This window comes from Paenibacillus sp. FSL K6-4396 (assembly GCF_038002525.1).
GTDB lineage: Bacteria > Bacillota > Bacilli > Paenibacillales > Paenibacillaceae > Paenibacillus > Paenibacillus amylolyticus_B.
On the sequence record NZ_JBBOCR010000001.1, the window covers coordinates 5,288,561 to 5,305,927 of the forward strand.

Annotated in this window: 18 protein-coding genes; 5 read left to right on the forward strand and 13 right to left on the reverse strand. The window is 47.1% G+C overall.

What is annotated here, in order from left to right:
* The first annotated feature begins 27 nt into the window (after positions 1-27).
* Complete coding sequence (locus MHB85_RS23220; RefSeq protein WP_341073786.1) at positions 28-198, forward strand: PhzF family phenazine biosynthesis protein; 171 nt, start codon at positions 28-30, stop codon at positions 196-198.
* Positions 179-907, forward strand: a complete 729-nt coding sequence (locus MHB85_RS23225; RefSeq protein WP_341073787.1) for a PhzF family phenazine biosynthesis protein — start codon at positions 179-181, stop codon at positions 905-907. Before MHB85_RS23220 ends, MHB85_RS23225 begins: the two co-directional genes overlap by 20 nt.
* Before the next feature lie 74 nt (positions 908-981).
* Here the strand turns inward: MHB85_RS23225 and MHB85_RS23230 are convergent, their stop codons facing one another.
* The 5 genes from MHB85_RS23230 to MHB85_RS23250 form a co-directional block, all read right to left on the reverse strand.
* A complete protein-coding gene (locus tag MHB85_RS23230) occupies positions 982-1,929 on the reverse strand; it encodes an alpha/beta hydrolase (protein WP_091013519.1) in 948 nt (315 codons plus the stop codon).
* 109 nt (positions 1,930-2,038) lie between these two features.
* Positions 2,039-2,755, reverse strand: a complete 717-nt coding sequence (locus MHB85_RS23235) for an expansin EXLX1 family cellulose-binding protein (RefSeq protein ID WP_192133445.1) — start codon at positions 2,753-2,755, stop codon at positions 2,039-2,041.
* A gap of 338 nt (positions 2,756-3,093) precedes the next feature.
* Positions 3,094-4,299 carry a cation:proton antiporter gene (locus tag MHB85_RS23240; RefSeq protein WP_076216431.1) on the reverse strand — a complete coding sequence of 402 codons (1,206 nt, stop codon included), beginning with the start codon at positions 4,297-4,299 and terminating at the stop codon, positions 3,094-3,096.
* A 3-nt stretch (positions 4,300-4,302) separates the two neighbouring features.
* A complete protein-coding gene (locus tag MHB85_RS23245; RefSeq protein ID WP_036617317.1) occupies positions 4,303-4,809 on the reverse strand; it encodes a cation:proton antiporter regulatory subunit in 507 nt (168 codons plus the stop codon).
* Positions 4,799-5,272 (reverse strand): GreA/GreB family elongation factor, encoded by a 474-nt coding sequence (locus MHB85_RS23250; protein ID WP_091013515.1) that lies wholly within the window; start codon positions 5,270-5,272, stop codon positions 4,799-4,801. The genes MHB85_RS23245 and MHB85_RS23250 overlap by 11 nt, the downstream gene beginning before the upstream one ends.
* A gap of 387 nt (positions 5,273-5,659) precedes the next feature.
* Here MHB85_RS23250 and gdhA point away from each other — a divergent pair, with 387 nt between their 5' ends.
* On the forward strand, positions 5,660-7,045 hold the full coding sequence (gene gdhA, locus MHB85_RS23255) for an NADP-specific glutamate dehydrogenase (RefSeq protein WP_179198416.1): 1,386 nt from the start codon (positions 5,660-5,662) through the stop codon (positions 7,043-7,045).
* A gap of 155 nt (positions 7,046-7,200) precedes the next feature.
* The gene (locus MHB85_RS23260; protein ID WP_210109022.1) at positions 7,201-8,055 is read left to right on the forward strand and encodes a pentapeptide repeat-containing protein; all 855 of its coding nucleotides are present in this window, start codon (positions 7,201-7,203) and stop codon (positions 8,053-8,055) included.
* A 78-nt stretch (positions 8,056-8,133) separates the two neighbouring features.
* Here the strand turns inward: MHB85_RS23260 and MHB85_RS23265 are convergent, their stop codons facing one another.
* From MHB85_RS23265 to MHB85_RS23290, 6 genes are all read right to left on the reverse strand, one after another.
* Positions 8,134-9,111 (reverse strand): diaminopimelate dehydrogenase, encoded by a 978-nt coding sequence (locus MHB85_RS23265; protein ID WP_372238418.1) that lies wholly within the window; start codon positions 9,109-9,111, stop codon positions 8,134-8,136.
* Positions 9,112-9,282: 171 nt separating this feature from the next.
* Positions 9,283-9,861: a hypothetical protein gene (locus tag MHB85_RS23270; protein ID WP_210109023.1), complete on the reverse strand. Its 579-nt coding sequence runs from the start codon at positions 9,859-9,861 to the stop codon at positions 9,283-9,285.
* A 32-nt stretch (positions 9,862-9,893) separates the two neighbouring features.
* Positions 9,894-10,040, reverse strand: coding sequence for a hypothetical protein (locus tag MHB85_RS23275; RefSeq protein ID WP_165980244.1), 147 nt, complete (start codon positions 10,038-10,040; stop codon positions 9,894-9,896).
* A 50-nt stretch (positions 10,041-10,090) separates the two neighbouring features.
* Positions 10,091-11,074, reverse strand: coding sequence for an alpha/beta hydrolase (locus MHB85_RS23280; RefSeq protein WP_341073788.1), 984 nt, complete (start codon positions 11,072-11,074; stop codon positions 10,091-10,093).
* Between the two features lie 235 nt (positions 11,075-11,309).
* Positions 11,310-12,065 carry an exodeoxyribonuclease III gene (locus tag MHB85_RS23285; protein WP_341073790.1) on the reverse strand — a complete coding sequence of 252 codons (756 nt, stop codon included), beginning with the start codon at positions 12,063-12,065 and terminating at the stop codon, positions 11,310-11,312.
* A gap of 110 nt (positions 12,066-12,175) precedes the next feature.
* Positions 12,176-12,733, reverse strand: a complete 558-nt coding sequence (locus MHB85_RS23290; RefSeq protein ID WP_341073791.1) for a GNAT family N-acetyltransferase — start codon at positions 12,731-12,733, stop codon at positions 12,176-12,178.
* Between the two features lie 131 nt (positions 12,734-12,864).
* On the opposite strand from MHB85_RS23290, the gene solA reads away from it, so the two are divergent.
* Positions 12,865-13,998, forward strand: a complete 1,134-nt coding sequence (solA, locus tag MHB85_RS23295; protein WP_091013501.1) for an N-methyl-L-tryptophan oxidase — start codon at positions 12,865-12,867, stop codon at positions 13,996-13,998.
* A gap of 131 nt (positions 13,999-14,129) precedes the next feature.
* Here the strand turns inward: solA and MHB85_RS23300 are convergent, their stop codons facing one another.
* Both MHB85_RS23300 and MHB85_RS23305 read right to left on the reverse strand, forming a co-directional pair.
* A complete protein-coding gene (locus MHB85_RS23300) occupies positions 14,130-15,974 on the reverse strand; it encodes an RICIN domain-containing protein (protein ID WP_341073793.1) in 1,845 nt (614 codons plus the stop codon).
* 40 nt (positions 15,975-16,014) lie between these two features.
* Positions 16,015-17,361, reverse strand: a complete 1,347-nt coding sequence (locus MHB85_RS23305; RefSeq protein WP_341073794.1) for a glycoside hydrolase family 43 protein — start codon at positions 17,359-17,361, stop codon at positions 16,015-16,017.
* Positions 17,362-17,367: the final 6 nt, after the last annotated feature.

Consider the following 17,367-nt stretch of genomic DNA (forward strand, 5'->3'; position numbering starts at 1 on the left):
CAATAACTGAACAAGCGAGGTAACACGATGGAAGTAGAAGTAAGTACATTACATGCATTTTCGGACAAGGTTTATGGTGGAAACCCCGCAGGTGTTGTTTTACAAGCAGCGCATTTGTCTGAAACCCAGATGCAGGAGATTGCCAGACAAGTCGGTTTTTTCAGAGACTGCATTTGTTATGCCCTCGGATCAGGCTGATTTCAAAGTGCGTTATTTCACCCCAAGTGATGAAGTCGATCTATGTGGACATGCCACAATTGCTTTATTTTATCTAATGAAGACACAACAGCTCGTTAATGTTGGTACATATACACTGGAGACACTAGCCGGAATTCTTAAAGTTGATCTCGCAGTCAATGGAGAAGTCTATCTGTCTCAGACGTTGCCAGAGTTTGGGGAGATCGTGGATCGACAGCAGATTGCCGATTCGTTACGTATTTCTATGGAGGATTTGCATTCCGAACTACCTGTACAGATTGTGTCTACCGGGCTACCCGATATCATGATAGCCGTTAAAGATGTTGATGTTCTGACCAAAATCGATCCTGACTTCCAGCGTATCAGTGAAATATGCAAGGCTCATCACGCCATAGGTTATCACGTGTTTACACTCAAATCAGATGCTGAGGACGTTCTGGCAGAATGCCGTAATTTTGCACCACTTTATGATATACCGGAAGAGAGCGCAACGGGCACATCCAATGGTGCCATGCTCTGTTATTTATCCCAGTACAACCAGCTTACAGATCCTCATCATCACACGTACACGATCAGACAAGGGTACACCATGAACCGCCCCTCTGAGATCCGAGCCAGATTAACTTTGGACAGCTCTAATGAAATCACACAGATTCAGGTTGGCGGTCGTGCAATTCATATCAAAAACATTCAAATACACCTCCCTTAGTGGGAGGTGTTTTACGTACTTAGGATATGTAAACTATCTTATGCGAAGCAGTGTAATAGCCTGGCCTGTGGTCATCATTGAATTTGTTGTAAAAATCGTAGTACCGCTACCTCCAACTGGTTCAGTCCTGGCTGCTCTATAGGAAAATGGCCTGCCCCTTCCAAGATCACACATTCCTTGTCTACCACCAGACGATCAAAAAAAGATTGGCTGAACCTGATCGGTGTCATGGGGTCCAGATCAGGGTGAACCAACAGGACCGGACACTGATTGAACTGTTCCGGGCTTACCTCAGGTTTTTTATTAAGGAATGTTCTTAATAATTCCAACGGAATACGTGTAGCTGCCGCTTGTGGATCATTCATAATAAGCCGGGTTAAGTCCTTGTTATTAGTAATCAGTTGCATACGGGATACCTGTTTGACCGAAATACGTACATGATCCAGCAGAGCAGGAAACATATCCATCATCCGTTTTCCCGCCCGGCTTACCAGACGATTCGGTGCAAGCTGATCTCGCATTTCCTGATTACTCGTGTCTACAAATGTAGTTGCGATCAAACCCTTAACATGCTTGCTGCGTGCACTGGTGTGATAGGCAAGCATACCTCCGATGCTACTTCCCAATACAACGATTGGCTTGCCATCTTTTTTGTGTTCCCGTTCGATGAGTGACACAAGCAGCTCTATCCAAAGTTCGTAGTTAATACGTGTACCAGACATTGCGTAACTTAAACCATATGGCGGAAGATCTGGCGATACCACCTCGTATCCATGTCGCTGCAACATGCGGGCATATGGAGCGAGCAACCTGCCGTTACCCCCCGCACCATGAATGAACAGAATTTTGAGTGAAGACTCCGGCGCAGGCAAGCGATCGATATGCATATTAACCCCATTTGACTCCCACCATTCTTCCTCAGGAACTGTATGCTCCCCTAACCTCACTTCTTCCGGGAAAAAGCCCTGATACTGTTTCCAATAGGGATGTGTTGTCTGATATGAAGGCAAACTTTTTTTCATACGGTACATTCTCCTCTTTTCGTATACAAAAAAAGCCGTACAGTGTACGACTTTTCGTTAAGAATACGTCTATGACCATACTTCTTTTTATAACACCTTCGTATATCTGTCAATCGGGAAACTGTACATTGCCCGGTACGATATATGCACCACCTGACCCATCATTAGGTAGAGCCGGGATCGTGTCATTTAATACCTGACCGCGAATATCGGTAATACGAACGTTTAGTTTTTCTTTGCCCAGTCCAATTCCGAGGAAATGATTATAGTCTTGCTTTTCAAGATTGAGCCACGTACCATCCTTCTGTTTCACTTCGAACTTCAGCACCGGATATTTGTGATTACGAACCTGAATGGCTGCCCACCACTGACTGCTGCCTTCCTTGATCCGATAGGAGACATTGCCTTGAATTGGAGCTTTGACCACTTTCCAACTGATATTGATTTTGCCTGCCTTTGGGTCACCGATCAGGTTAAAGGCATTCGGTGAGAGATCCAGCGCTCCGCTGGCACCCTCTGGATAGAGGTCTGTTACATAGACGGTTGTTTTGCCTTTAGGACCCTGCACCTCGAGATAGGCTCCCGCTAAAGCGGCTTTGACACCGTTATAATTGAGTTGGAACGGATTAAGTGCAGTAATCTTCATGTCCGCCGGGATGGGATCAAGCAACACTGCACCTCCCGAGTAACCTGAGCCTGTATACGTCGCGTAACCCTGATATGTATCATTCCATGCAGCAGATGCAGGCAGAGCAAATAATACGAGACTGAGCAACATCCCTGTACCGGCCCATTTTAACCGTTGAAATCTACTTTTCTTGTTCATGAGCTATTCCTCCTCGTCTGTTCTCGTGTAAATGATCCTTTCAACTGCTAGATTTGAATATAACATTATTTTACATAATGACTGTTTATTTTCAATCCCTATCTACCAAATCACATCCAAAGTCCTGCCTCTGGACTTGAACATTCATGACCACGCACAAGATATGGATACATACCATAATTTGGTTGAATGAGCATAACTACAAGCCGACATTAGGACGATTCCCAGTAATAAAAAAACGCCACACCCCGGAGTAATTTCTCTCTCCAAATGGTGTGACGCCTATTAAACACTCCGGTCAGAATACCCGGTCTGTCCAAGGACAGCCAGCGTTTGACTCAACCCGTTTCCCTTCGTTTCATCCGCTTCCTTAGTCGCTCATACGATGCGTAAATCCGCGGAGATTCTTTTGTCAGGATAGGCCCCAGCACAGCCAGAATTAACACATACAACACGGCAAACGATTGGATGGATGCCATCAGCCCTCCGGCCTTGCCGATGTTCGCCATGATAATGGAGAATTCGCCCCGCGAGACCAGGGTAAAGCCCACATTCAACGAGGCCTTAGGGCTCATTCCAGCCAGTCTGCCAGCGATCATACCTGCACCATAGTTACTGGCAATCGTCAGAATAACGGCAATAATCGTCATCCCAACAGCTCCGCCAAGTGAAGCCGGCTCGATGGTCAGACCAAAACTGAAGAAGAAAATGGCACCAAAAAAATCTTTGAAAGGCATGATCTGATGCTCAATCCGACTCACATGTCTTGATTCGCCCAACACAAGCCCCATCATCAATGCTCCAATGGCTTCTGCTACATGCAGTGTCTCCGAGAAACCAGCCACCAGGAAGAGCAGTGTCATGACGGTAAGCAGAAACAACTCTGATGACTTGATATTCAGTGCCTTATCAATATATTTGATGCTTTTCCTGCCAATAATCAGGAACAGCACAATAAACAGCAGGGCAGACAGCGATACCAGCAGAACACTTAAGAATGAAGTTGCCCCGCTGAGCACAAGCCCAGTCAGGATGGAGATATGAATCGCGATGAACAAGTCATCAAACATGATCATGCCCATAATAATCTCTGTTTCAGGGTTTGCCGTGCGTTTCAAATCAACGAGCACTTTAGCTACAATGGCTGTAGAAGAGCTGGTCATGATCCCGCAGACAACAAGTGTCTCCTGAAGGGGCAGATCCATGAACCACCCCAACAGCAATCCAGAGACAAAATTCAGACCAACATAGAACATGCCCCCGGTCAGAATGGCTTTACCAGACTTTAATAACCGGGAGACCGAGAACTCCAAACCCAGATAAAATAACAAAAACAAAATGCCAAGCCTGCCCATAAATTCAATAAAGGTCGAACTTTCGATAAAACGTAAATCCACTATGCCGATCTGTGGTGCATGTGGTCCAACAGCCATACCAATCAGGATATAGAAAGGAATGACCGAAAATCGTAATCGTGAAGATATCAGCCCAGTAAGTGTAATCAGCGCAACGGCAATTCCCACTTCGAATATGAGCATATCCATAGGCTAAGTCCGTCCATCAGTCAACAATTGTTTGAGATGTTTGATCTGATTCCGTTCACCGGCAACTACAATTGTAGCTCCAGCGGTAAAAGCATAATCCGGGCCTGGATTAAAATGCTTCTCCTTATCCTTGGTCACAACAGCGAGAATTACGGCGCCCGTGGCCTGACGGATATCCAGTTCACCAATCGTCATGCCTACGCTTGCGGCGTGAGGCTCAATCCGTAGCCATTCGATTAACAGCCCTTCAAGCATTACTTCACGTTCATCCTGAAACTTCGGTTTATAGGTCATACCACCAACAATAGCGGCTACCGCCCGGGCTTCATCATCGTCCAGGGTGACAAGAGATACCATATCACCCACCTCTTCAGGTGTATCCCCTGACTCCATATGGAACAGGTCACGTCGCTCATCGTTATGAATCACAATGACCAAATGCTCACCACTACGGGTATGCAACCAGTATTTACGTCCAATCCCTGGTAAGTCCGTCTCTTTAAAGTGCATGATCTGCACCCCCTAGCGCCGGCTCGTTCAAGGTTTCGCTCCTCAGCTCAATCCCCGTAATGCGTATCCTCATGGAACCTGATGGTGTATGAACAGACCTAATTTCCCCTACACTGCCAAGCAGTAATTGACTCCCCACTGGAGAGAGGAAGGAAATACGCCCCTCATCAGGATTGGTATCCTCTGGCATGACAATCATGAACGAATCCGATGTATGAAAATCGATATATTCAAAATCAATATGACTACCGATCAATACCGCCGAGTCCAGATCTTCATCCGGGCCCAGGAGCAGTTTTTCCACATACTCCTTATATGCCGATAATTGTTTTTCCAATTGTATCCGCTCTGGATCGCGCACGTCGAAATAGGCGTCGAGAAATGTTCTTTTCTCTTCACCGAATGTAAATAGCTGGCTCACCAGCTTCTCTCTGCAATTATGGCGGGAAGTCCTATGGTTCATAATAGATTTCACCCCCTATACAAGCCTTGTTCTCCATGTTGATTGGCATGTTTCTCTTCATCATCTTGTTTTCCTCCTTTTATTTTAAAAAGCCCCCGGGATACGAGACCTTCTTACCATCTTACCAAAACTAATATTTTAATCCAGTATATTCGTCTAACTTGCTTTTTTATTATCATTTGTGGTCATATCTTCCATTTAATAACTTAATTCTTCACATCATATGGTAGATCCATAGAACATTTTAATTACTGCATAAAAAACATTTTATGAATTTATATCTCGTATTTTTATTTGCTTTCCTGTATATTTAACTACAAACTTTTATTCAATTTATGCAAATAGGTATTTACAGACTTTAACACGATAAAGGAGTGCATCGAAAAAGTGTCCACGATAACAAAAGAAACTACAGAGTCCGTTCAAGTTACTGCCGCAGATTATGTTCATTCCGTTTATGAGTCGGTTGTCGCCAGAAATCCGCACGAAGATGAGTTCCATCAGGCTGTCAAAGAAATTCTGGATTCCCTTATTCCTGTTATTGAAGCACACCCCAAGTATAGGAACCATAGTCTGCTGGAACAGCTTGTTGAACCCGAACGCGTAATCACATTCCGTGTCCCATGGGTAGATGATCAGGGCAAAGTTCAGGTTAACCGTGGATTCCGGGTGCAATTCAACAGTGCCATTGGCCCTTACAAAGGCGGACTTCGCTTCCATCCTTCTGTATACTCGGGCATCATCAAGTTCCTTGGCTTCGAACAGATCTTCAAAAATGCTTTGACTGGTCTGCCCATTGGCGGTGGTAAAGGCGGTTCTGACTTCGATCCCAAAGGAAAATCGGATCTGGAAGTCATGCGTTTCACGCAAAGCTTCATGACAGAGCTGTACAAATATATCGGTTCCGATACGGATGTACCGGCAGGTGACATTGGTGTAGGCGCAAGGGAAATTGGTTACATGTTCGGGCAATACAAACGTATTCATGGCGGGCATGAGGCAGGCGTATTGACAGGTAAAGGTCTGCTGTACGGAGGAAGCTTGGCACGTAAGGAAGCGACTGGCTTCGGCTGTGTGTACTTCGTGAAGGAGATGCTGCAATCCAAGGGGCTCAGCTTCCAAGACAGCACAGTCGTTGTCTCCGGCTCTGGTAATGTGTCCATCTATGCCATTCAGAAGGCACAGGAGCTTGGAGCTACAGTCGTGGCGTGTAGTGACTCAGGTGGCTACATACATGATCCACAAGGCATCAACCTGGATACCGTGAAACGTCTGAAAGAGGTTGATCGTCTTCGCATCAGCGAATACATCAAAGAACACCCGCATGCTACATATACCGAAGGCTGTGAAGGCATCTGGTCTATCCCTTGTGATATTGCTCTTCCATGTGCAACGCAAAACGAGATTGATGAAGAAGCTGCGGCCCTGCTGGTTAAAGGTGGCGTGAAGGCCATTGGCGAAGGCGCGAATATGCCTTCCACCCTGGATGCCATTGACGTCTTCCACGGTGCAGGCGTGCTGTTTGGTCCAGCCAAAGCGGCTAATGCCGGCGGTGTAGCCGTGTCTGCTCTTGAAATGTCACAGAACAGCATGCGGTTGTCCTGGTCATTTGAAGAAGTAGACGCGAAGCTACATGACATCATGAAGAACATCTACACCAGCTGTGTAGAAGCTGCTGAAGAGTATGGCTGTGAAGGTAACCTCGTAGCCGGAGCGAATATCGCCGGTTTCCTCAAGGTAGCCGATTCCATGATTGCTCAAGGTGTAGTTTAATTTAAATACGTGATTCTCCACGATCAAAGGGCGTTCCCATCAATTTGGGTAACTGCCCTTTTTTCCTTGTCTTCAATTGCTCTAATCGCAAGGCAATGGTAAAGTGGTACTGACGTAATTCCATCTATTTGTACTTTTATAAGGAAGTGTTCACATTGTCTAACCAACCATTTTCCAGCACTGCGAATCCTCATCTTAGCGCAGACTGTGAGCAATGTTTTGGCCTGTGCTGTGTTGCCTTGCCCTATGGCAAGTCATCTGACTTTGCTTTTGATAAAGCCAGCGGCACACCCTGTTCCAATCTGCGCACGGACAATCGCTGCGGTATCCATACCCAGCTTCGGCAGAAAGGGTTCAAAGGTTGCACGGTATACGACTGTTTCGGAGCTGGACAGAAGCTGTCCCAAGTGACCTACGCGGGCAAAGATTGGCGTGATCATCCAGAGTCTGCAAACGAGATGTTTGATTGTCTGCCTGCCTTGCGACAACTTCACGAGTTGCTCAGTTATATGAAGGAAATGATGATGAGACCGGAGACGTCATCCCTTCACTCGGCATTTGGTGAGTTATATGAGGAGGTTGAGCGCTTGAGCAATCTGGAGCCTGCGGCCCTTCTCCGTCTGGACATCGCCAATTATCGGTCCAGTGTGAATCAACTCTTGGTCCAGGCAAGTGAGATGGTACGCGCGAATGTGCCACCCACCGCTCATGGACAAGGGAAGTCGAAGAAGAGTAAAAAACGTACCGGAAGTGACTTTTTTGGTGCCAATTTAAAAGGGGCTGACCTGCGGGGCGCAAGCTTCCGAGGGGCCTTAATGATCGCAGCCGATCTCCGAAATGCAGATACACGAAATGCGGATTGGATTGGCGCAGACTTGCGGGATACGGATCTGGGCGATGCAGACCTGAGAGGTGGCATCTTCCTGACGCAATCCCAGATTAATGCAGCCAAAGGTAATGTGAATACCAAGTTGCCGGATCATCTTAATATTCCCTCACACTGGGTATAGCAACAGCAAAAAAAACAGCTCGTCCTATATATCCAAGGACGAGCTGTTTGTTATACAAATCACTGGAACGAATCAGAATTATAACAAGTCACGGCGAAGATCTTCAGCCGATTTCGGAGACAAGTGACCGAGCGGAATATCAAATACCGTTTTCGCTCCCTTATGTCCTTCCACGCTCAAGCGTTGTGCGGCTCTTGCATACGCCACAAGTACGCTTGCTGTAAATTCAGGATTGCTGTCGAGTTTCAGACCAAATTCAATAATTTGCTTTTGACCAGCACCTGTAACCCCACTGCGAATAACAAATCCACCATGAGGCATACCTTCATGCTCGGATTTCAATTCTTCTTCGCTAATAAATGTTACAGTTGTATCGTAATCTGCAAAATAGTTAGGCATCGACACAATCGTCTCACGGATCTCATCCTGATTAGCACCATCTTCTGCTACCACATAACATTGACGCAGATGTTTCTCGCGTGTAGACAGCTCTGGTGTCTCCCCTGCACGAATGCGGTTGATCACCTCTTCAACAGGTACAGTATACTGTACACCCGCCTTAACGCCTGGAACACGACGAATAGCATCCGAGTGGCCTTGGCTCACACCTTTGCCCCAGAACGTGTACTCTTTTCCTTCTGGCAGGATGGACTGTGCAAGCAGACGGTTCATGGAGAACAAGCCTGGGTCCCAACCTGTGGAAATGACACTTACGTGACCGCCTTGCTCTGCCGCAGCATTAACTTCTTTGTAGAATTCAGGAATCTTCGCATGTGTATCGAAGCTATCTACCGTATTGAACAACTTGGCGATGGCTGGTGTCTGCTCTGGAAGATCGGTTGCAGAACCACCACAGAGGATCATAACATCAATCTTGCCTATGTATTGCTCCGCTGCAGAGATATGCTCAAAACGTACTTCTGTGCTTTCAGCGACCATCTGCTCCGGATTACGACGTGTAAACACAGCAATCAGTTCCAGATCCTCGTTCTGGGAAATGGCTTTCTCTACACCTTTACCCAAGTTACCGTAACCAACAATACCCACTCTAATCATGTTCAATCCTCTCCTGTCTTCTTCTATAGTTGTCTATTACTCTGTTTATAATGATATAACATACCATGTAACCTGTCAGGTTTCCAGTTCGAAATAAAAATACCTTGCAGCGGTGCAGCAATAATGCGGCTCCGTATGCAAGATATTTTGGCGTTCATTCGTTATATTTGCTTATGATTCTGTCCAGGTCAATGTCAGTTCAATAACGCCTTCCTGTGACGCCAATGCCCCTCCAATTAAAGACCAGACATCCTGCGTTTCCGGGTCAGTTCCCTGAATAATAATATTTTTGTCATCAATCGTCTGACCTGCATCCGTCAACTTTTTGGCATCGAAGTAATCTTTATACAGCTTGGATATGGTCTTCATATCTTGTTCCGTGGTGAAAATCACCATGGCCGATTGCTTGCCTTCATCCTCACCGGAATTGGCCAAACGAATGGTTGCATCTTCCGGCAGGGGGAAGTCACTTGGCAAATTCTCTGGCAACTCATTGGTTCCAGCAGCGGTCTCTTCACCGCTATCTGAATCCGATTCGGCTGGCTCAGTTGTCCCCTCCATCTCGGTCACTCCACTTGTTGTTGCTTCGCTCACTCCTTCATTAGTCGCTTGTTCACCAGTTCCAGAGGAAACTTCAGTGTCCACCTTCTCCGTATCACTCGGTTCGTCTGCCGCGCTGCTGCAAGCACTCAAGGCCACCATCATCGCCAGTGCCGCACAGGCCATTACATATTTCCTTCTCTTCACCATCTGTTACCACTCCTTCTACTTCATTTAATGTGCTAATCACGTTCAAACGACTGGATCACAGGCACCGCATGAACGTTATTCTTAACCCATATCACGGATACAGATAATACACTTAAAGACAATAGACAACTGGCTACAAGAATGGACAGGAAGCGGGTGATCACTCTAAACTTTTTCATCCATCCCTCCTCCTCATCCTGTTCATCATGTGTTTGTGGAATCATATTACTCATAGGTCACTGGACGGTGTCACTAATTTCATGATCTCGGCGGCGACAATATCCGGTTGACTGTTGTGGATACTGTGTGTCACTTGTGGAACCGTCAGCTGTGTTCCATGTCTTGACCATGAAGCAAAATTCGCTTGGTCGGCCTGCCATGCATGACTGTCCTCATCCAACTCCTCCGAATCGGCTGTGAGGATCGTCAGGGGAAAGCCAAACTTCGTTTTGTTCTCAAGCACACACGCTGCATTTGTTCTGGAATTCCGAACCTCTTCCATGACATTGTCATTGTACGCATGTCTCAGCGTGGATATCGTGACAGCTTTTTTCATCGGTTCCGTTACCAGATTTGGGTCAATGACCAGAGATGCCAGCATGCGATCCGATTGCAGCAATGTTCGTGCAATGCCTGTTTTCACCAGAAAACGGGACCAATCCATCATCCATTCCGGTGTATTCAGGTCCGTACGACTGTAATACTCCGGGCTTCCGCCATCGATCATGACCATGCCAGCCACCTCATCAGGATACCTTTGCGCAAACCGCAGTGTCTCCAGCGCACCCAGGGAGTGACCAACCATGATGTAAGGTGGACGTTGACCGGATGTTCGCAGCAATTGGTGGATCTCTTCCGAGATGGTATCAACATCACGAGGGTCATCCGTATAGTCGCTGTATCCGTACCCGAACCGGTCATATACCGCAATTTTCACCTGTGATTTCAACTTGTCATATAGCGGACTGAAATCCACATACGGATTAGGTGTACCCCAGCTTGAGGCGAACACCACGGTTACCTCTCCTTTGCCAGCGGTGTATAGGTGCATGTTGCGACCACTCACTTCATAATACTTGCCTGGTGGGGGATAGGACTTCATATCCTGCGTGGATTGATACGCTTCATACGCTGTACCTGCCAGCAGCAAAAGTCCTGTGGCAAGCATGATGCCTCCCAGCACTTTTAAGCCTCTCCGTAACCCCTTCTTCATCTTCTCTACCCCTTATCCCAAAGGTTCATCTATATATATGTATGCTTCAATCGTACCCAAGAAATAGCGGGATTGAAACAATCCCGAGTCCAGTTCTTTCCCCAACCAAAGTCCAGTGTCCCTCCCCTACCTGTGACGCAAAAAAAACTGCAAATCTCCCATTCAGGAAACTTGCAGTTCATCTATACTTGTATTCTAAAACTCCTACCTCAATCTATCTCACGATGATCCTTACCTATAGTTGCAAAGTAAGACCCACCGGGCAATGATCACTGCCCATCACATGGCAGTCGATATGCGCATCTGCCACCTTGGGTGCCAATTGATTGGATACTAGAAAATAATCAATGCGCCAGCCGACGTTCCGTTCTCTAACCTTCGGCATATAAGACCACCAGCTGTATACATCCGTACGATCCGGGTACAGATGGCGGAAGCTGTCCACATAACCGGAAGCAAGCAGATCGGTCATCTTGCCACGCTCTTCAAGGGTAAATCCGGAATTGCCCAGATTGGGCTTCGGATTCTTCAGGTCAATCTCCTGATGAGCCACATTCAGGTCACCACAGACGATAACCGGCTTGGTCTGCTCCAATTGCAGAATGTACCCCCGGAATCGATCCTCCCATTCCAGACGGTAAGGCAGTCGGGTCAGATCCCGCTTCGCGTTAGGGGTATAGACGTTCACCAGATAAAACTCATCATACTCCAATGTAATCATCCGTCCTTCCGGCTCACTGTCCTCCTCCATCCCGTAACGAACGAATAAAGGTTTAATTCGGCTAAATACAGCCGTACCGGAATATCCTTTTTTGATTGCATAATTCCAATATTGATAAACATCTTCCCCCAGGTCCATCTCAATCTGTCCGGCTTGTAATTTGGTCTCCTGAAGGCAGAAAATGTCCGCCTGACTCTCCTGATAATAATCCATGAATCCTTTGGTCACACATGCCCTTAAGCCATTCACATTCCAGGACACCAGCTTCATATCCTCATCTCCTCACATCTCTCCAATATAGCATGGGCTCATTCAGAGGGACAAGCCTTACGGATCTGGAATGAGATGGAGTCATTGGAATCCTTATGGGGCTAGCTTGCCTATATTTCGCCTCGTAACTTAGAGAACACCGCAAGGTCAATATATCTGCCTTTCTCAAACTCATGCTGCCGCAGTACACCTTCCTGTTGAAAACCAAGCTTGTGTAACAGGCGAATTGACGCCTCGTTCTCCGGTTCAACCTTTGCTTCGATCTTGTTGAGCTGCATGCTTGTGAATCCAAAATGTAACACAGCACAGGCCACTTCAGTCATAACACCGCGGCCCCAGAAAGAGGAACGCAAGTCGTATCCAATCTCTGCACGATGATGTACATCTTCATAGTTCAGGAACCCACAGGTTCCGATCACTTTACGAGTTTCACGGTCTTCAATCATCCAGCGTAAACCCGTATGTTCCTTGAAAATCTTCGTATACCAGTTCATCTCACCCTGTGCATCCTCCACGGATTCAAAGGGAGTGAATGGCATATATTGAACCACAGCTTCATCGAAATATAACGCGAGCAGATCATGGCTGTCTCCAGCCTCTGCTGACCGGAGGATGAATCGTTCTGTCTGAATTAACGGAAATAGATCAAACCTAAATTGTTCACTCATGCGAGGTCTCCTTTGCAACATTCATTGTAGAAGACCATTTTACTACACTTGCCTTCATCAAGCTTTTACTATTAATATGTTCTATTAAGGCATTACTGTAGAAAAGGATACATAGGAGAGGACGTGCTATTATTACACAATCATATGACGTTATTATCGTAGGAGCCGGCTCCATGGGCATGAGTGCAGGTTATTATCTATCGCGCAGTGGATGCAAAGTTTTACTAATGGATGCCTTCGACCCTCCGCATACAGAAGGTAGCCATCATGGGGATACCAGACTGATGCGCCATGTGTACAGTGGTGGGCCTGACTATATGGCCATGGCACTGCTTGCGCAGAAGTTATGGCATGAACTGGAGGAAACGACCGGAGACCAACTGTTTGTTCCTTCCGGTGTAATAAATGTGGTTGATCCGGAGATTCATTCCTTCCACAACCGATTGAGCCATGCAGATGATGCAGGCATTCGTTATGAAACTTTGCACGCAGCCGAGGTGATGAAACGCTGGCCAGGGATTACAATACCTGAACATTACGAGGGCATGTATGAGCCTGATGCGGGTTATCTGTATAGTGAACCCTGTATTCGTGCCTTTCGCAGGGCAGCCGAAGCTCATGGTGCTACCTTGTTAACGCACACTCTTGTGGAGCATATCGAATACGGACCACATTCCGTGGCAGTTCAGACTTCAGGTGGCGAGACATACCACGCGAATCAAATCATCCTGAGCGCTGGCGCCTGGTTTCAGACATTGAAACCTTTCGTGGATCTCCCCATTCAGGCCGTACGTAAAACAGTTGGATGGTTTGATGTACCAGAGGCTTTGTATGGTGAGACACATTTCCCCGGATTCACATTGGCAGGAAAAGAAGGTACATATTATGGATTCCCGAGCATTGGCGGATCAGGACTGAAGATGGGGCGTCATGATACAGGTCAGGTGTGGACACCTGGAAGTACAATGGCTGCTTTTGGTACGGAAGAGTCCGATGAGGGTGATCTTCGAAGATTGCTTGAGCTTCATATGCCGCAAGCAGCTGGAGAGTTGAAGCGTGGCAGTGTGTGCAAGTATGAATTCACTTCGGATGAAGATTTTATTATCGACCGACACCCTGCCCATGAACGTGTGTGGCTCGCAGGCGGTTTCTCCGGTCATGGCTTCAAGTTCGCAAGTGCTATTGGGCAGATTCTATCCGACCTGGTGCAAACGGGGCACACGGATCAAGATATTAGCAGGTTCGCCCTATCCCGTTTTCGTTAAGTACCTGCCGGGTGGATGAATATATGTATTGTCTAAAATAGCTACTTTCCTTGAGGGTGCAGTGTTGCTTAGAGCACTGCACCTCCAAGAAAGAAGGACACGTAATAACGTTTAATTCATGCGTACTCACACTAATTAACTTTGACTAGGCTCCATTGCTGATTGGCCCCGCCATTGTCGGCCCACTGAATCGTGGAGGCACCCGCGGTCAGAGAACCTTGATTGATGTCAATCGTCAGGCCACTGTTTCGATTCGCAAGTACCACATATCCTCCCACATCAATTGGCAGCCATTGCTGATTGTTGCCCCCGTTATCTTGCCACTGAATCAGAGCGGCTCCGCCTTGTGTAGAACCCGAATTCACATCCAGCAAAAGCCCACTGCCCACATTGCGGATGTTGTAATATCCGTTCCCTGCGGACTCCAGTTTCCACTGCTGGTTGGCTGCTCCATTATCATTCCACTGAATGATTGTTGCCCCACCCGTAGAAGAAGCACCGTTAACATCGAGTGCAAGTCCACTGTTGCGGTTGATTAATTTGTAGATGGCCCCGGATTCATATCCTGTACCGCCATTGTAAGTTGCACCGGAAATGACGTAGGTTGTGACCGAATTGGCCTTGGCCGTAGCGGTAAAGGTTTTGTTTTGCACCGAAATATTGGTCAGTTGCTGCAACTTCTCTGTTGAAGAGGTCCGATATACTTGAGCAGACGTGCCTGTGTTCGTAAAACGACTGAGATCATAGGTTACCGTTGTATCCGTCGAATCCGAATTGGTTGTTACCAGCACAACTTTGCCGGAAGCCGCATCATAGGCTGCAAGGGTATTGGCATCACTCATGCCGATAATCTTGTACCCAGGACGAATAAATTTGCTGTAATTACCCATGACATAGTATTTTTGGTTCACGGTGTAACTGGTCGTTTGGGTATTGTTCAACACGTTTTTGAAGAATCCCCATCCGTCGGCACTATCCACGGCTTGCCAATACACCCATCCACTTGCGCCCATATTGCGAATATCCTTGAGGATGGTCCGTGACATCGTAAGTCCGCTTGCATCCCCATCGCCATATTCCGAGGTCCACAGATGTTTGCCCGCAGACGTCGCTGTGTTGCGCAAAGCCGTACGATTGCTTCCACCATACGTATGGGTATTGATCTGAGTAATCGCTGATTTAACCGCATTGCTGTAGCTGTTGAACGACACATTGGTATCATCGATACTGTATTCTTCCGGTGCGCTCAGCTTCGTGGACAGACCCTTCGCATTCAACGAAGCTTGTAGCTGACTCAGAATTGTGTTCTGATCCGCCCGGTCAAAGTGCATGCCCTCCTGGTCATTGCTCTGCTTCCACCATGTCGAGATCGGTTCATTCAGCGGAGTTACACTATCAAATGTGATCCCCCAGTTATCCCGAAAATGCTTCACAACCTCGGTTAAGTAATCGGCAAAATCATCGTAGTAATCGGGCTTGAGGTTGTTACCTCCATTGGCCGAACCGGACACATTACCACTGATGGTCATCCAGTAAGGTGCGGAATTCGCAAAAGCTTCGATGACATTCACGCCTTGCGCTTTGGCAGCTTGCAGCATATATCGTTGGTTTGCATCTGCATTCCAGTCATACACGCCCGGAGAAGGCTGGTAACCAGGAACGGCTTTGCGATATTCAAGGATATTGGACGATGGATTATCCCCGCCTCCAATGTTGTACCGCAGGATGTTCAGCCCCAGTCCGGTATTCGCGTTGAACATTTTCTCCACATACTCATCCCGATTGGAGTATTCTCCAACCACCTTGCCCCACCACGCGAGGGATGTTCCCCATCCTTCCATCGTCTGATATTGCTTCGATGGATCGGCAACAGCCGTGTAGGCTCCCGCAGCAGATACCTCTGTGCCCAGACCCAAACTACTTGTTAGCAGACTTCCTGCCAGCAGCAGCGAGCTCATTCGTTTTAACCACTTCATCCGCTTCACTCCTTGTGATTTTTTAGAAAACGAACACCCATTATTGTGCAACCTCTCGGAAGGTCGCGTCTGACTTATCAAGTGCGGTAACGACAGCTTCCAATTTCAGCACATTGTTGTAATGTCTAAGATACAGGTTCGGATTACTAAACGAGGTATACGATGTCCAACTGGTGTTAGCAAGTCCATTTACCCGTTTGAACGTGGCGTCATTTCGGAATGTAGTGCTGCCGTCATTTTTCACGAGTGTGATGCTGCCATTATTATTGCGCAGGAAATAACCCGGATAATTCATGGACTCAAACGAAATGCCTGTTGCATTCGACAGCCCGGGAACGATACGGAATTGTGCATCTTCCGCTGGACTGACATTGGCATCAATCCGTGCCTGATAGTTGTAGTGACGAATGAAACTGCCAGGCACATTGAATGACTCCAGCTTGCGGATATCACCCGGTTGTCCGGATTCTTTCAATACGGTCATATGCCGGACGAGTCCGGTAAGACCTGCAATCTCTTGTTTGGCACCCCAAGTCTGGAAGTTGTCAGCAGAGTCGCTGTAATAATATTTTTGTGTTGCATAGCCGTCAAAGTAGATTCGCCAGGAACCATTATCCAGCTGAACAAGCGCCGGACCTTCCACCCAAGAACCCCAACCTGCCCAATCCCCTGTACCTTTAAAGGTATAAGGACCCGCTAGCGAGGTGGCTGTCGCATATTCGATGTATTTAGTGGTCTCGTTTTTGGTAAAAGCATGATAGGTTGAGCCTGTCTTCACGATAAAAGTGTCGATATAATTGGGAGCAATGCCTGCCAGTTCAGTAGGTGCAGACCATGAGGTAGACGCTAGATTGCTGCCTGAAGCTGTGAGGACATAAGGTTTGAAATTCTCATAGTTGCCTGGGGAGAGGGACACGATAATATTCAGACTGCCGTTGCTGTCTTTGAACCATTCCGGTGCCCAGGTGTGTGCGATTGTGGCAGGTGTGGATAATGTAATGTTACGAACAAATGTCCAGTTTACCTTATCCGTGCTGGAGGCGATGCCGATGGTGTTACCCGACCAGTTCGTGGTGTAGACGACGTAATATAGACCATCTGTGTGCTTCATGATGCTAGGATCGCGGATCAGATTGGCCGGAGGTGTATAGGCTGGCCCTTTTAGCAAACCATAGTGTGTCGCATTATAGGATTCATAGATATACATATTGGACTCACTTGTGTTCGTGAAGGCGGATATCGTATAGACACTTGTCGCTGCTCTGGCTGTATTGGGGAATACCATGGTTAATAGAAGCAATGTTCCAAGCAGCAGGATCATTCCGGCCTTGAAACCTTTGGACTCTCCTACTCCTACTCCTATTCCCTCTTCCTTCTTCGTCAACATTGGGTC

What these genes read in the sequence shown, in the direction of transcription:
- MHB85_RS23225 (WP_341073787.1), top strand. Translation starts at nt 179, where the DNA reads ATGCCCTCGGATCAGGCTGATTTCAAAGTGCGTTATTTCACCCCAAGT.
- MHB85_RS23235 (WP_192133445.1), bottom strand. Translation starts at nt 2,755, where the DNA reads ATGAACAAGAAAAGTAGATTTCAACGGTTAAAATGGGCCGGTACAGGG.
- MHB85_RS23230 (WP_091013519.1), bottom strand. Translation starts at nt 1,929, where the DNA reads ATGAAAAAAAGTTTGCCTTCATATCAGACAACACATCCCTATTGGAAA.
- MHB85_RS23300 (WP_341073793.1), bottom strand. Translation starts at nt 15,974, where the DNA reads ATGAAGTGGTTAAAACGAATGAGCTCGCTGCTGCTGGCAGGAAGTCTG.
- MHB85_RS23240 (WP_076216431.1), bottom strand. Translation starts at nt 4,299, where the DNA reads ATGGATATGCTCATATTCGAAGTGGGAATTGCCGTTGCGCTGATTACA.
- MHB85_RS23250 (WP_091013515.1), bottom strand. Translation starts at nt 5,272, where the DNA reads ATGAACCATAGGACTTCCCGCCATAATTGCAGAGAGAAGCTGGTGAGC.
- MHB85_RS23275 (WP_165980244.1), bottom strand. Translation starts at nt 10,040, where the DNA reads ATGAAAAAGTTTAGAGTGATCACCCGCTTCCTGTCCATTCTTGTAGCC.
- MHB85_RS23280 (WP_341073788.1), bottom strand. Translation starts at nt 11,074, where the DNA reads ATGAAGAAGGGGTTACGGAGAGGCTTAAAAGTGCTGGGAGGCATCATG.
- MHB85_RS23290 (WP_341073791.1), bottom strand. Translation starts at nt 12,733, where the DNA reads ATGAGTGAACAATTTAGGTTTGATCTATTTCCGTTAATTCAGACAGAA.
- MHB85_RS23270 (WP_210109023.1), bottom strand. Translation starts at nt 9,861, where the DNA reads ATGGTGAAGAGAAGGAAATATGTAATGGCCTGTGCGGCACTGGCGATG.
- MHB85_RS23285 (WP_341073790.1), bottom strand. Translation starts at nt 12,065, where the DNA reads ATGAAGCTGGTGTCCTGGAATGTGAATGGCTTAAGGGCATGTGTGACC.
- MHB85_RS23265 (WP_372238418.1), bottom strand. Translation starts at nt 9,111, where the DNA reads ATGATTAGAGTGGGTATTGTTGGTTACGGTAACTTGGGTAAAGGTGTA.
- MHB85_RS23245 (WP_036617317.1), bottom strand. Translation starts at nt 4,809, where the DNA reads ATGCACTTTAAAGAGACGGACTTACCAGGGATTGGACGTAAATACTGG.
- MHB85_RS23220 (WP_341073786.1), top strand. Translation starts at nt 28, where the DNA reads ATGGAAGTAGAAGTAAGTACATTACATGCATTTTCGGACAAGGTTTAT.
- MHB85_RS23305 (WP_341073794.1), bottom strand. Translation starts at nt 17,361, where the DNA reads ATGTTGACGAAGAAGGAAGAGGGAATAGGAGTAGGAGTAGGAGAGTCC.